This window comes from Nonomuraea rubra, from assembly GCF_014207985.1.
Classification (GTDB): domain Bacteria; phylum Actinomycetota; class Actinomycetes; order Streptosporangiales; family Streptosporangiaceae; genus Nonomuraea; species Nonomuraea rubra.
In genome coordinates, this window is record NZ_JACHMI010000001.1 from 7,479,906 (window position 1) to 7,494,256 (window position 14,351).

At 72.6% G+C, this 14,351-nt stretch carries 13 protein-coding genes; 6 read left to right on the forward strand and 7 right to left on the reverse strand.

The genetic code is table 11. From position 1 onward, the window contains the following. The first annotated feature begins 43 nt into the window (after window positions 1–43). Window positions 44–493, forward strand: a complete 450-nt coding sequence (locus tag HD593_RS34100; protein WP_185106054.1) for a hypothetical protein — start codon at window positions 44–46, stop codon at window positions 491–493. Window positions 494–502: 9 nt separating this feature from the next. Here HD593_RS34100 and HD593_RS34105 read toward each other — a convergent pair whose 3' ends face one another. Further along, complete coding sequence (locus HD593_RS34105) at window positions 503–1,387, reverse strand: hypothetical protein (protein WP_185106055.1); 885 nt, start codon at window positions 1,385–1,387, stop codon at window positions 503–505. Window positions 1,388–1,536: 149 nt separating this feature from the next. Between HD593_RS34105 and HD593_RS34110 the strand changes: the two genes are divergently transcribed. After that, on the forward strand, window positions 1,537–2,754 hold the full coding sequence (locus tag HD593_RS34110) for an NAD(P)/FAD-dependent oxidoreductase (protein WP_185106056.1): 1,218 nt from the start codon (window positions 1,537–1,539) through the stop codon (window positions 2,752–2,754). 129 nt (window positions 2,755–2,883) lie between these two features. Beyond that, entirely contained in the window at window positions 2,884–3,573 is a 690-nt protein-coding gene (locus tag HD593_RS34115) for a DUF3152 domain-containing protein (protein WP_185106057.1), read from the forward strand. Window positions 3,574–3,583: 10 nt separating this feature from the next. Here HD593_RS34115 and HD593_RS34120 read toward each other — a convergent pair whose 3' ends face one another. Continuing rightward, window positions 3,584–4,159: a TetR/AcrR family transcriptional regulator gene (locus HD593_RS34120; RefSeq protein WP_185106058.1), complete on the reverse strand. Its 576-nt coding sequence runs from the start codon at window positions 4,157–4,159 to the stop codon at window positions 3,584–3,586. A 111-nt stretch (window positions 4,160–4,270) separates the two neighbouring features. On the opposite strand from HD593_RS34120, the gene HD593_RS34125 reads away from it, so the two are divergent. From HD593_RS34125 to HD593_RS34135, 3 genes are all read left to right on the forward strand, one after another. Further along, window positions 4,271–5,059, forward strand: coding sequence for an oxidoreductase (locus HD593_RS34125; protein ID WP_185106059.1), 789 nt, complete (start codon window positions 4,271–4,273; stop codon window positions 5,057–5,059). 81 nt (window positions 5,060–5,140) lie between these two features. Further along, complete coding sequence (locus HD593_RS34130; RefSeq protein ID WP_246546855.1) at window positions 5,141–6,262, forward strand: MBL fold metallo-hydrolase; 1,122 nt, start codon at window positions 5,141–5,143, stop codon at window positions 6,260–6,262. Window positions 6,263–6,287: 25 nt separating this feature from the next. After that, entirely contained in the window at window positions 6,288–7,205 is a 918-nt protein-coding gene (locus tag HD593_RS34135; RefSeq protein ID WP_185106060.1) for a pirin family protein, read from the forward strand. A 29-nt stretch (window positions 7,206–7,234) separates the two neighbouring features. On the opposite strand, the gene HD593_RS34140 is transcribed toward HD593_RS34135, so the two are convergent. The 5 genes from HD593_RS34140 to HD593_RS34160 form a co-directional block, all read right to left on the reverse strand. Next, the gene (locus HD593_RS34140; RefSeq protein ID WP_185106061.1) at window positions 7,235–8,188 is read right to left on the reverse strand and encodes an ABC transporter permease; all 954 of its coding nucleotides are present in this window, start codon (window positions 8,186–8,188) and stop codon (window positions 7,235–7,237) included. Further along, window positions 8,185–9,159 (reverse strand): ABC transporter permease, encoded by a 975-nt coding sequence (locus HD593_RS34145; RefSeq protein WP_185106062.1) that lies wholly within the window; start codon window positions 9,157–9,159, stop codon window positions 8,185–8,187. The genes HD593_RS34140 and HD593_RS34145 overlap by 4 nt, the downstream gene beginning before the upstream one ends. Continuing rightward, window positions 9,152–10,681, reverse strand: coding sequence for a sugar ABC transporter ATP-binding protein (locus HD593_RS34150; protein WP_185106063.1), 1,530 nt, complete (start codon window positions 10,679–10,681; stop codon window positions 9,152–9,154). Before HD593_RS34150 ends, HD593_RS34145 begins: the two co-directional genes overlap by 8 nt. A gap of 1 nt (window position 10,682) precedes the next feature. After that, window positions 10,683–11,750 (reverse strand): ABC transporter substrate-binding protein, encoded by a 1,068-nt coding sequence (locus tag HD593_RS34155; protein ID WP_185106064.1) that lies wholly within the window; start codon window positions 11,748–11,750, stop codon window positions 10,683–10,685. Between the two features lie 62 nt (window positions 11,751–11,812). Further along, a complete protein-coding gene (locus HD593_RS34160) occupies window positions 11,813–14,329 on the reverse strand; it encodes a PA14 domain-containing protein (protein ID WP_221525134.1) in 2,517 nt (838 codons plus the stop codon). Window positions 14,330–14,351: the final 22 nt, after the last annotated feature.

The window sequence follows — 14,351 nt, forward strand, 5'->3', positions numbered from 1 at the left end:
CGGATTCCCTCACACATTCCCTCACACAACGGAAGGTGATGTCGTGCGTCTGCTCGCAGGGTTGACGATGACCGCCGTGCTCGCCGCCGGGCTGCTGGCCGCCCCGCCCGCCATGGCCGCCGAGGCCGTGAAGTTCGCCGCGGACTCGGGCGACACGTGCCACCGCGGGGTCGCGGAGGGCACGCTCGAACGGTACGACGGCCCGGTCATCCACCCCGTCGTCACCGTCGAAGGCTTACTGTCCGACGAGGCCCTCCCGACGATCTGCTTCCCCGACGACCTGCACTCCACGGTCACGTTCCGCGGCTACCGGGGCACCGACCTCGTGGACTCCGAGACGCACAAGGCGGACAACGAGCAGGTCAAGTACGCGTTCCAGCTGAGCAACGGGCTGCTGAGCATCGACCGGGTGGTCGTGCAGGTGTGCCGGTACAGCAACTCGCCCATCGGGATCAGCTACTGCGGGACGGCGCAGGAGTACAAGATCCCCTAAAGGCCGGGATCAGGGTGACGGCGTCACGATGAGGGCGCCGGGCAGCCCTTCGGGGAACACCCAGACGTGCCTGCCCGCGGCGATCACCAGCGCGGGCGGCGCGTCCAGCCCCAGCCTGATCACGCGGAGCGGGGTGCCTGCGGCCGGGGCGAACGCGAACAGGTCACGGCCGCCGCCCGCCAGCACCCCGTTGGCGCACACCAGGAACGGCACGGGCCCCTCCGGCGCCCGCACGAGCCGTCCGGGCTCGCCCGACCAGGCCGACACCCGCAGCAGCCCGCCGGTCACGCTGATCCATAACGACCCGGCGCACACGGTCATGGCGCCGCGCTCGCGCCGCCCGAGACCCACCTCCTTGGGGCCGCCGCGCAGCACGTCGTCGTGCTCCGACGTCCACCACAGCCGGTCGCCCTCCACGGCGCACCTGTCCAGCCCGGGCAGCTCCAGCGGCTCCCCCAGCAGGCCGGGCGCGGCCAGCCGGCGGGCCACGCCGCCGCCGACGGCCCAGATCGCCCCGCCGCCCGCGACCACCCGGCCGTCGAAGCGGGCGCCCGCGATCGGGGCTCCCGACGGGCCGAGCCAGTGGACGCGGCCGTGCCCGGCGCCCGCGAGCGTGCCATCCGGCAGCGGGTCAGGCGCCGGCGTCCCCATGAACGCCCTGGGCACCAGGACGGTCTCCGCCAGCGTGCCCGGCACCGCTCCCGTGGCGGTCACGGTGCCCGGCACCGCCGCCAGGGAGCGCAGCTCCGGCGCCGTGCCGCCGCCCTCCAGGGGCCGGCCCGCCGGCGTGTACACGCGTACTCCGTCGCCCGCCGCGCACCAGACGGTCGATCCGTCGGACGCGGCCGCGCGGACGGGCTGCGGCAGCTCGATCCTGGTGACCGCGACGTCCATGCGCTGAGACTAGACCGCGCGGCCGAAGCAGGACAGTCGTGATCGGGGCCCCCTCTCAGGCACGGAGTAGCCCGTGACGGGGTATACCGCGCGGCAAGTGCGCCATCCGGTCGTCGGCCCAGGTCACCCCGGCTGCGATCATTGTGACCATGCGTGTTGTGGTGATCGGGAGCGGCATCGTGGGGGCCGGCGCGGCGTACCACCTGACCCGCCGGGGCGCGGCGGTGACCGTGGTGGACGCCGGCTGCCAGGGCGGGGCGACGCGGGCGGGCGCGGGCATCGTGTGCCCGTGGGTGGACCATCCGGAGGACGACGACTGGTACCGCCTGACCCGCGAGGGCGCCCGCGCCTACCCGGCGCTGGTGGAGGAGCTGGGCGAGGACATCGGGTACGCCAAGGTGGGCGCCCTGCTGGTGGCCGAGGACCCGGTGGACCTGGAGCCGGTGCGGGCGCTGCTGCGCCGCCGCCACGCCGCCGCGCCCGAGATGGGCGACGTGGTGGACGTGGACACGCCGACGGAGCTGTTCCCGCCGCTGTCCGACGGGCTGAGCGCGCTGCTGGTGCCGGGCGCGGCCCGCGTCGACGGCTGCTCGGTGCGCGACGCGCTGCTGCGGGCCGCGATGGCCGGGGGCGCGCAGGTGCGTACGGGCGTCGCCACCCTCACCCCGGACGGCCGGGTGCTGCTGTACCAGGCCGAGGAGTCCACGCAGTGGAGCCCCGCGGTCGCGGCCGCGGCCCCGGCCGAGGGCGAGCCCGCGTCGTGGCGGCAGGCGGCGCCGCTGAGCGCCGCCCCGGCCGCCGCGGCGCCCGCCAGCCCGGAGGCGCTGCGGCTGACGGGTGAAGGCGTGCCGGTCGAGGCCGACATGGTGATCGTGGCCGCCGGCGCGTGGACCGGCGAGGTGTGCCGGCCGCTGGGGGTGGAGCTGCCGGTCTTCCCCAGGCGCGGCCAGATCCTGCACGCGACCATGGAGGGCGTGGACACCGCGTGGTGGCCGATCATCCTGCCCAGGACCGGGCCGTACCTGCTGGGGTTCCCCGACTCGCGCGTGGTGGTCGGGGCGACGGTCGAGGACGTGGGGTTCTCGCCGCGGGTCACGATGGGCGGCCTGGACGAGGTGATCGAGGCGGGGTTGCGGGTGGCGCCCGGGCTGTTCAACGCGACGGTCACCGAGACCAGGGTCGGGCTGCGGCCCGTGTACGCGCCCGGGCGGGCGCTGATCGGGCCGCTCACCGACCGGGTGATCGTGGCGACGGGGCTGAGCGCGTACGGGCTGACGGCGGGGCCGTTCACCGGCGAGGTCGCCGCGGCGCTCGCGCTGGGCGAGACACCGCCGCTCGACATCGCGCCGTACGCGCCACCACGTTGAAGCCGTACGCGCCACCAGCCGTACGCCCACCGCGTTAAATCGGACTATAGGCACCCCTGCCCCTCAAGCGGGACAAGCGGCCACGTAGCATCGGATACCTCCCCACCGTGACGATGTGGGGAGGCCGTCTTGCCGCTGCTCGCGCTGCTCCTGCTGCTGCTCGTGGCGGCCGCCGGCTGCGCGGCGGAACCGCCGGCGCCGGCCCCTGTCCCGGCTCCGTCCAGGCCCGCGCCGCCGCCCAGGCCGATCGCGCCCGCTCCCGCCCCCGCCCCGGAGAAGGTGCGGGTCCCGCGCTCGGCCTCCGGCCGTTACGCGGTCGTCCGGGGCGGCGCGCCCGCCAGGCGGGGACGCGGGCGGGTGGTGCGGTACCTCGTCGAGGTGGAGCGCGGCCTGCCGTTCGACCCCGCCCGGTTCGCCGCCGAGGTGCACCGCACGCTCAACGACGTGCGCGGCTGGGCCCGCTTCCAGCGGGTGGACCACGGCCCGGTGCGGGTGCGGGTCGCGCTGTCCAGCCCGCGCCTGACCGTCCGCCAGTGCCTGCCGCTGCGTACGGGCGGCGAGCTGTCCTGCTGGAACGGCCACCGCTCGGTCATCAATGCGCTGCGCTGGGCCGAGGGCGTCCCGCAGTACGGCGGCGACCTGGCCGCCTACCGCCGCTACCTGATCAGCCACGAGGTCGGCCACGCCCTGGGCCACCGCCACCGAAGCTGCCCGGGACCCGGACGCCCCGCCCCGGTCATGGTGCAGCAGTCGAAGTCGCTGGGCCACTGCCGCCCCAACCCGTGGCCCTACCCCCACCGCGGCTCCGACGAGCGCTAGCGGGCGGCGCTCAGGCGAGCCCCTGCCCGGTGCCGACCCCGCGCAGCAGCGTGTCGACCAGGCGGGCCGCCAGGGCGTCGGGCTCGCCGTCGCGGGTCTGCGCCGCCTCGTGGCACAGCGCGTAGTAGACCCGCCTGGCCCAGAGCGGGTCCACGTCGGCACGGAGCACGCCCGCCTCCTGCGCCCTGCGGAACAGCCGCTCGCAGCGGGCGTCGACCTCGGCGTGCACCCTGACCACCTCGGGGTCGTCCGACAACGTGCGGCTCATCGCGAAGCCCCAGTCGATCTTCACGCGCAGCACGTTGGCGGTGGCCTGGTAGAGCGCGACGAGCGGCGGGGCGGTCTCGGGGTGCGCGGCGTCGATGGCCTCGGCGAAGCGCTGGTTGGCCCACGCCGCCATCGCGTCCACCAGCGCCTCGCGCGAGGCGAAGCGCCGGTGCACGGTGGTCCGCGCCACCCCGGCGGCCTCGGCGATCTGCTCCATGCTGGCCGCCGGGTTCCTGCTGAGCACGCGTTCGGCGGCCTCCAGGATCGTGCGCACCGTGCGCTCGGCGTCGGACCGCCGGGCTCGCGTCGTCTCACTCACATCGCACAGGGTACGGCATCGTCTCCTCTAACCCCGAAGTTGCATCATCAGTGTTGCAAGTTCTACATTGACCGCATCAGAGCTGAAGCGACTAACGAGGAGCACCCGAGCATGGACATGCGACTGACCGGCAAGACCGCCGTGGTGACCGGCGCGAGCAGGGGCATCGGCCTCGCCATCGTGCGGGCGCTGACCGCCGAGGGCGTGCGGATCGCGGCCGCCGCGCGCACAGCCTCTCCCGAGCTGAAGGAGACCGGCGCCGTTCTCCTGGCGGCCGACCTGTCCACCCCCGAGGGGCCCGCCGAGATGATCGGCCGGGCGGCGGCCGAGCTGGGCGAGATCGACCTGCTGGTCAACAACGTGGGCGGCGGCGACGGGGGCGCGGCCCTGGCCGGCGGCTTCCTGACCGTGAGCGACGAGGTGTGGCACCAGGTCCACGAGCTGAACCTGCTCAGCGCCGTACGCGCCACCCGCGCCGCCCTGCCGAGCCTCCTGCGCCGCCACGGCACGGTGATCAACATCTCGTCCAACAGCGCCCGGGCACCGGGCATGGGCCCGATCGCGTACGCGACGGCCAAGGCCGCGCTGACCGCCTTCGGCAAGGCCCTGGCGGAGGAGTTCGGCCCGCAGGGCGTACGGGTCAGCACGGTCTCCCCCGGCGCCGTGCTCACCTCGATGTGGGAGGCCCCCGACGGGTACGGCGCCGCGATGGCGCGGGCCCACGGCGTGGACCACGAGCACTTCCTGGCGGGGCTGCCGTCGAACGCCGGGATGACGACCGGTAGGTTCGTCCAACCGGACGAGGTCGCCGCTCTGGTGACATGGCTGGCATCGCCGCACGCCGGAAGCGTCAGCGGCGCCGACTACGTCATCGACGGCGGAACGATCAAGACCGTCTGACGTATCGCGATATATCGTAGGAACACCGGGGAGTTCCGTCCGGTTGGGGCGGAACAGACGAAGATCCAGGGGAGTGTGGCAATGACAGGGATGCGGACGGCACGGCGGATCCTGGTGGGCGGCGCGGCCCTGGCCGCGGCCGGATGGGCGCTGCGCGAGGTGCCCGCCGAGCTGGGCGTGCGGCCGCTGGAGTCGGGGCCGGACCGGGCGGCGCGGATCCGGCGCTCGCCGCAGTTCAGGGACGGCTCGTTCGTGAACACGATGCCCGAGCAGACCACGATGATGACCACGCCGCCGGTCGGGCTGCTCGGCGAGCTGGCCAAGGAGAGGGAGCAGCGGCGGCCCGCCGGTCTCATCCCGCTGCGCGTCCCGCCGGCCGACCCGCCGCCCGCCGACGGGGTGCGCGCCATCTGGTACGGCCACGCCTCCACGCTCGTGGAGATCGAGGGCAAGCGGGTGCTGTTCGACCCGGTGTGGAGCCGGCGCCCCTCCCCCTCGCAGCTCGTCGGCCCCAAGCGGCACCACCCCGTGCCCGTGGAGCTGGGCGAGCTGCCCCAGGTGGACGCGATCGCGATCTCGCACGACCACTACGACCACCTCGACCTGGCCACGGTGCGCTCGCTGACCCGCACGCAGAAGGCACCGTTCCTGGTGCCGCTGGGCATCGGGGCGCACCTGGAGCGGTGGGGCGTGCCCGCGTACCGGATCATCGAGCTGGACTGGGACGAGGAGGCGCAGGTCGGCGGCCTGCGCTTCGTCGCGACCGCCGCCCGCCACTTCTCCGGCAGGTCCCTGACCCGCAACGACACGCTGTGGGGCTCCTGGGTCGTCGCCGGCCGGTCCAGGCGGGTCTTCTACGCGGGCGACTCCGGCTACTTCGAGGGCTACCGCGGGATCGGGTCGGCCCACGGGCCGTTCGACCTGACGCTGATGCCGATCGGCGCCTACAGCCCGGCCTGGCCGGACATCCACATGAACCCGGAAGAGGCCGTCAACGCCCACCTCGATCTGGGCGGGAAGCTGCTGCTGCCGGTGCACTGGGCCACGTTCACGCTGGCGCTGCACCCGTGGGCCGAGCCGGTGGAGCGGCTGTGGCGGGAGGCCAAGGCCCGCGACGTGAAGATCGCCGTGCCGCGGCCGGGCGAGGCCGTGGACGCCTCGGCCGCTCCGGCCGTGGAAGGCTGGTGGGAGATGCTGCACTGACCACCCCGGGTCGTACAGTTCTGCCGTGAGCAACCTGGAGCTTGACCCGCGGGAGATCCGCGGCGGCGCCGGCGAGGTCGCCGGCCGCGAGGTGCTGGAAGGGCGCGAGGTGCCGCTGGGCGGCCCGCGCGCGATGTCCGTGAGCAGGACGCTGCCTGGCGTGCACCGGCGCATGATCGGTGCCTGGTGCTTCGTGGACGCCTACGGGCCGGAGCAGGCGACCATGCGGGTGCCGCCGCATCCGCACACCGGGCTGCAGACGGTGAGCTGGCTGGTCGCGGGCGAGGTGCTGCACCGCGACAGCCTGGGCACGCTGCAGGAGATCCGCCCCGGCCGGCTCAACCTGATGACCGCCGGGCGGGGCATCTCCCACTCGGAGGAGTCGCCGGCCGGGTCGGTGCTGCACGGCGTGCAGCTCTGGGTGGCGCTGCCGGACGCGTCCCGGCACGTGGAGCCGGGCTTCGAGCACCACCCCGCGCTGCCGGTGCTGTCCGGGCCCGGCTTCGCGGCGACCGTCGTCATGGGGACGCTCGGCGGGGTCACCTCGCCCGCCACCGCCTACAGCCCGCTCGCCGGGGCCGAGATCGCGGTGGACGGCGACTGCGAGGTGCCGGTGGATCCGGCGTTCGAGCACGGGCTGCTGCTGCTCGACGGCGAGGTGGCCGAGGTCGGGCGGGGGCCGCTGGTGTACCTGCCGCCGGGGCGGTCCGGGGTGCGGCTGTCGGGGCGCGGGCGGGTGCTGCTGATCGGCGGTGAGCCGTTCGGCGAGGAGATCGTCATGTGGTGGAACTTCGTCGGGCGTTCCCACGACGAGATCGCCGCCTATCGCAAGGAGTGGATGGAGGGCGAGGGGTTCGGCACCGTCGAGGGGTTCGACGGCGCGCCGCTCCCCGCGCCCGTCCTGCCCGGCACCCGGCTCAAGCCGCGCGGCCGGGTCCGCTAGCCCGCCGCCAGCTGTGGTCGGCGCGGCGGTCAGGTGAGCCGCTGGGCCTTGCTCAGCAGCCGCTGCGCCACCACCACGAGCGCCAGGAACGCCCCGCTGACCACCTGCTGGAACGCCGAGGTCAGGCTGCCCACCTGGTTGATCAGGCTCTGGATGACGCCGAGCAGCAGCACCCCCGCCACCGATCCGGTGATGCCGCCCGCCCCGCCGGTCAGCAGGGTGCCGCCGATCACGACGGCGGCGATGGCGTCGAGCTCCAGCCCGATGCCGAGGATGGTCACGCCGGAGGAGAGCCGGGCGGCGTTGAGCGCGCCGGCCAGGCCCGCCAGCAGGCCCGACATGACGTACACGAGCACCTTGGTGCGCGCGACGGGCACGCCCATCAGGGCCGCGGCCTGCTCGTTGCCGCCGATGGCGTAGACGTTCTGGCCGAAGCCGGTGCGCTGCAGGAGGACCATCGCGATCAGGGCGAGGGCGATCGTGACGTAGACGGGGTAGGACAGGCCGAGCAGCTCGCCCTGGCCGAGGGCGGCGAAGGCCTGGTCCTTCACGAGGTAGGTGGTGGCGCCCTCGTCCGAGATGGCGAGCATCAGGCCGCGGACGCCGAGCAGGCCCGCCAGGGTGACGATGAACGGCGCCATGCCGGTCCGCGCGATCACCAGGCCCTGGAGCAGGCCGACGACGCCGCAGACCACCAGGGGCAGGAGCAGCGCCACCAGCATGCCGTACTGGGAGCCGTAGGCCGCGAGCACCCCGCCGAGCACGAACAGCGACCCCACCGACAGGTCGATGCCGCCGCTGATGATCACGAACGTCATCCCGATCGCGATGATCGCCAGGAACGACGAGGACACGACCACGCTGGCGGCGTTGGTCGGGGTGGCGAAGGTGTCGAAGGCCAGGCTGCCCACGATCACCAGCAGCCCCAGCACCATGACGGCGCCGTGCTGCTGGAGCAGCCGGCTGGTTTGCTCGCGGTTCATCGCGTGCCCCGCTTCCTGGTGGCGTAGACGGCGGCCAGGATGATGACCGCCTGGACCATCTGGGTCCACGACTGCGGGAGGTTGTGCTTGATCAGCGTGGCCGCGAGGAGCTGCATGAGCAGCGCGCCCATGACCGTGCTGAGCACCCTGATCCGGCCGCCCGTCAGCGGGGTGCCGCCGACGACGACGGCGGTGATCGCCGACAGCTCGATGAACAGGCCGAGCGAGGTGGGGTCGCTGGCCTGCAGCCGGGCCGTGGCGAGCACCCCGGCCAGGGCCGCGAGCAGGCCGGAGATCACGTACACGGTGAGCAGCACCCGCTTCACGGGCAGCCCTGACAGCTCGCTGGCCGGCCGGTTGCCGCCGATGGCGACGACCTGCCGCCCGAACGTGGTGCGCCGCACCACGAACAGCACGATCACGGTCAGCGCCGCCGCGATGAGCACGATGACCGGGATGCCGGCGACCGAGCTGCTGCCCAGCGCGATCAGGCCGGGGTTGCGGAACTCGACGAGCTGCGGCACCAGCACGTTGGCCAGGCCGCGCACGCCGACCAGCAGCGCGAGTGTCGCCACGATGGGCTGCACCCCGACGTACGCCACCAGCGCCCCGCCCGCGGCCCCCACGACCGCGCCGCCGATCACGGCCACGACGAGCGCGGGCAGCCAGCCGTAGCCGAGGTAGAGCACGGTCAGCGCGGCGGCCAGCGCCATCACCGAGCCGACCGACAGGTCGATGCCCTGGGTGCCGATCACCAGCGCCATGCCCAGGGAGACGATCACGATGGGGGTGACCTGGACGAGCTGGGTGCGGAAGTTGGCGGCGTCCAGGAAGTGCGGGGTGAACAGCACGTTGAACAGCAGCAGCGCCAGCACGGCCGCGTACACGCCGTAGTCCTGCACCCAGGCGTACACCTGGGGCTTGAGCACGGCGACGCGCCCGCCACCCTGACGCGAGGTGAGCTCAGCCATCCGACTGCTCCGCTATCGTCGCCATGATCCTCTCCTCGGTCACCTCGTCGCCCGACAGCTCGCCCACGACCGCGCCCTCGCGCAGCACGAGGATCCTGTCGGCGCCCTCGACCAGCTCCTCCAGGTCGGAGGAGATCAGCAGCACGCCCAGGCCCTCCTCGGCCAGCTCGTCGATCAGCGCCTGCACCTCGGCCTTGGCGCCGACGTCGATGCCGCGGGTGGGCTCGTCCAGCAGCAGCACCTTGGGCCGCACGGCCAGCCAGCGGGCCAGCAGCACCTTCTGCTGGTTGCCGCCGGACAGCTCGGAGACGAGCTGGTGCGGCGAGGCGGCCTTGATCCTCAGCCTCCGCATGAAGATCTCGACCACCTTGTCGATCTTCGCCTCGGACACCACTCCGGCCCTGCCGAGGGCGGGCAGGGCGGCCAGGGCGATGTTCTCGCGGACGGACAGGGTGGGGATGATGCCCTCCGCCTTGCGGTCCTCGGGCAGCAGGCTGACGCCGGCCCTGATCGCCGCCGCGGTGGAGCCGCCGCGCAGGGGCGCGCCGGCCACGAGCACCTGGCCGCCGTCCAGCGGCAGCGCGCCGACGATGGCCTTCGCGGTCTCGGTACGCCCCGCGCCCAGCAGCCCGCCCAGGCCGACGACCTCTCCCGGCCTGACGCTGACGTCCACGCCGTCGAGCACGTGCCGCCGGGTCAGGCCGCGCGCCTCGACGACCGGGACCTGCCCGTTCCCCGAGGGGCCCGCCGCCTGGTCGCGGGAGAAGCTGGTCAGGCCCTGGGAGCGGACCTCGTTCAGGGCGCGGCCGAGCATGAGCGAGATGAGCTCGATCCGCTCCAGCTCCGCCAGTGGCCCGGTGTGGGCCAGGCGGCCGTCGCGCAGCACCGTCACCCGCTCGCACACCTGGTAGAGCTCGTCGAGGCGGTGGCTGACGTACATGACGGCGATGCCGCTGTCGCGCAGCCTCCTGATCACCCCGAACAGCGTCTCGACCTCGCGCGGCTCCAGGGACGAGGTGGGCTCGTCCATGATGACGACCCGGGCGTCCACGGACACGGCCCGCGCCAGGGCGACCATCTGCTGCGCGCCGACGCCGAGCGTGCGCAGCGGGCGGCGGACGTCGGTCTCGACGCCGTAGCCGGACAGCACGCGCTCGGCCTCGCCGTACATGGCGGCGGCGTCGATCACCCCGAACCTGCCGCGCGGCTCGCGGCCGAGCAGCAGGTTGCGGGCCACCGACATCATGGGGACGAGGTTGACCTCCTGGTAGATCGTCTGGATGCCGGCGCGCTGCGCCTCCATGGGGGTGGCGAAGGCGGCGGGGCCGCCGCGGTAGCGCAGCTCGCCGCCGTCCGGCTGGTAGACGCCGGTGAAGACCTTGATCAGGGTGGACTTGCCCGCGCCGTTCTCGCCGACCAGCGCGTGCACCTCGCCCGGACGCAGGGCGAGGGACACGTCGTCGAGGGCGAGCACGCCGGGGAAGCGTTTGCTGATCCCCTTGGCCTCGAGTACCGCTTCCAACTCAGTACGCCTCACCGAGGGAGTCCTTGGCGTTCTCCGTGGTGTAGTCCCGGTCGGAGATGATCACCTTGTCGGGGATGGCGTCGCCGTCGAGGAACTTCTGGGCGGTCTCGAAGGCGAGAGGGCCGAAGCGCGGGTTCGACTCGATGACCGCGTGCAGCCAGCCGTCGGCGATGCCCTGGACGGCGCTGCGGGTGCCGTCCACCGACACGATCTTGATGTCGCCGGGCTCCTTGCCCGCGCCCTTCAGCGCGGTGACCGCGCCCAGCGCCATCTCGTCGTTCTCGGCGTAGATGCCGTTGATGTCCGGGTTGGACTGGATGAGCTGCTCGGTGACCTGCTGCCCCTTCTCGCGGGCGAACTCGCCGGTCTGCTCGAACGAGATCGTGAGGCCGGGCGCCTTCTCCTTGACGCGGTCCTTGAAGCCGTTCGTACGCTCGGTGGTGACGTTGTTGCCGGGCGCCCCGAGCAGGATGGCCACCTTGCCCTGGCCGTTCAGGGCCTCGATCATGCGGTCGGCGGCGCGCTTGCCCTGCTCGTAGAAGTCGGAGCCGATGAACGTCAGGTAGTCGCTGCACGCCTTGGCGTTGATCTTGCGGTCGACCGTGATGATGGGGATCTTCTTGGCGGCGGCCTGCTGGAGCACCGGCTCCCAGCCGTCGGAGTTGAGCGGCGCGATGACCAGGAGCTGCACACCCTGGGCGATGAGCTGCTGCACGTCGGTGATCTGCTTGGAGAACTGCGACTGGGCGTTGGTGACCTTGAGGTTCGTGATGCCGAGCTTGGCGGCCTCGTCCTTGATCGACTTGGTCTCGGCGATCCGGAACGGGTTCGCCTCCTTCTCCGACTGGGAGAAGCCGACCACGGCCGTCTTGAGGTCGAACTTCGTGCCGCCGAACTGCTGCAGCGTGCACGTCGGCCCGGCCGTGCCGGACGGGCTCTGGACGACCTGCTGCCCGGCGGTGCTGGTGGCGGCGGGCGCGGCCTGCGGCTCCTCCGCCTTGGCGCAGGCCGCCGCGGTGAGGAGGACGGCCAGTGCGAGGGCGGCCGTCCGGATGTGGGGGGTCATCGCGGTTCCTTTCCTATCAGGTGCCGTGCCCGGGGACGAGGCCCCCGGGCACGGCGGGTGGATCAGCTGCAGGCGGGGTCGATCGCGCTCGTGAGCGCCTTGTGGGCGTCGTGGACGCGCCTGACGTCGGGCTTGGTGATCGCCCTGTCGTACGTCATGAGGCCGTTGATCTCGGTCTCGACGTCGGTGGTCTGGGTGTAGATCGCGGCGCTGAGCTGCTCGCAGGCGTGCAGCTTCTCCAGTTCCTTCGCCATGTTCACGTAGCGGGTGGTGAGGGCCTCGGGGTCGGGCTCGACCGCGTATCCCCAGCCGCCGCCGGACCAGGTGTGGCCGACCACGGGCAGGGCCAGGCCGCCGTACTCGCCGATCACGTTGGCGCGGCTGCCGGACGGCTTGCCGGGGTTTCCGGGGCCGGGGTAGATGTGGAAGTCCTTGACGTCGCCGTTGCCGCCGTCCACGGCGCCGCAGCAGTTGATGCCGCTCATGTTGTTGACCAGGCGGGACGGGTCCCAGCTCTTGACCAGGTTGGCGACGCGCGCCTGGTCGTACTGGCCCCAGCCCTCGTTGAACGGCACCCACATGATGACGGAGGGGCTGCTGCGGTGCTGGTCGACCAGTTCCTTCAGCTCGGCCTCGTACTGCGGCCTGTCGGTGGTCCTGAACGCGGCCGGCATGTCCTGCCAGACCAGCAGGCCGAGCTTGTCGGCGTGGTGGTACCAGCGGTCGGACTCGACCTTGACGTGCTTGCGCACCGCGTTGAAGCCGAGGGCCTTGGTCTGCTCCAGGTCGTAGCGCAGCGCCTCGTCGGTGGGCGGGGTGTAGATGCCGTCGGGCCAGAAGCCCTGGTCGAGCGGGCCGATCTGGAAGACGGGCTTCCCGTTGAGCATCATGCGCCAGCCGGCGACGGAGATGGAGCGCATCCCGAAGTACGACTCCACCTTGTCGTGGCCGAGCCTGACCTCCAGGTCGTACAGGTGGGGGTCGTCCGGCGACCAGAGCCTGGGGTTCGGGACGGGCAGGCGCAACTCCTTGCCGGTCTCGCCGCGGACGGTGCCGACGACCTTGCGGCCGTCCCTGGCGATCACGGTGGCGGTGCCGGGCGAGCCGTGGACGGTCACGTACAGGGCCTGGCCGCGCAGGTCGGGCTCGGTGTCCACGCGCTCGACATGCTCCCTGGCGACCGGCTCGATCCAGACGGTCTGCCAGATGCCGGACACCGAGGTGTACCAGATGCCGCTCGGGTTGAGCCGCTGCTTGCCGATGGCCTGGGCGCCGTTGTCGGTCGGGTCGAAGACGCCGACCACCAGCTCCTGCTCGCCGGAGCCCTTGAGCGCGCCGGTGACGTCCACGCTGATCCGGTCGTAGCCGCCCTTGTGGGTGGCGACCTGCTTGCCGTTGACGTAGATCGTGGCGTCCCAGTCCACGGCGTCGAGGTGCAGCATCAGCCGCTCGCCGCGCCAGGTGCGCGGCACCTCGAACGTCCTGCGGTACCACATGCGCTCCTCGTGCCGGCCGATGCCGGACAGCTGCGACTCCACCGGGTACGGCACGACGATCTTCTCGGCCAGGTTCTTGCCGATGGGCGCGGCCTCGCCCTCCTTGGCCGGCGCGAACTGCCAGACGCCGTTGAGGCTGCGCCAGCGTTCGCGGGCGAGCTGCGGCCTGGGGTACTCGGGCAGCGGGTTGTTCCTGTCCACCTGGTCGGTCCACTTGGTCTTCAGGACGTAGGTGGAGGCGTTGACCACGTGCGCGAACGGGTAGGCGGCCAGCGGCGTGCCGTCGGCGTAGGTGATGCCGCCCGCGCCGTCGTAGGAGGTGCGCACGGTGCCGCCCGCCTTCGCCGGGACGGGGTGCTCCAGCCTGAGCTCGACGGTCTCGGGGCTCTTCAGCGTCGCCGAGGTGACCGGCCAGGCGGCGGCGCCGACGGTGACGGCCAGCTTCTTCGCGGCGTCGGCGGGCAGCGCGGCGAGCGGCTTGGCGTAGGTGAGCGTGGCGACGTCGCCGGTGGTGTTCAGCCTGGCGTCGTACGGCCCGTCGGGCTGGAAGTCCGCCGGCACCGTGAGCGCGTCCATGGGCACGACGGCCTTCGGCTGGCTGGGGCTCTGCCAGCGCAGGCGCAGGTTGGCGCCGCCGAAGTGCTCGAAGTACTCGACCTTGATGTCGTACTTCCTGTTCGCCTCCAGGGCGATGGGGGTGCCGGTCTGCTCCTTGTCCCAGTCGTCCACCCAGTGGTCGATGATCGGCTGCCCGTCGACCCACAGGCGGAAGCCGTTGTCGCCGATCATGGAGAAGGTGTAGGTCTCGGAGTACTTGGCAGTGATCTGCCCCGTCCATCGGACGGTAACGTCATCCTCCCTGCCGGTCAGCAGCTTGAACGTGGGGTTCAGGTCGGGCAGTTCCAGGTTCGGGTCGATGATGCTCGCCTTGAGCTCGGCGAAGTCGAACTTTCCCGCCGCCGAGGCGAGGTAGTAGTCGCCGCGCAGCCCGTTCCGCTCGGGAAGGGCTGCCGAGGCTGGTGTCGGCATCTGCCATAACACGGACATCAGTACGGCCAGCAGCAACGGGAGGCGCTTACGCACGGGGGGTCCTTTCGCAACGCAG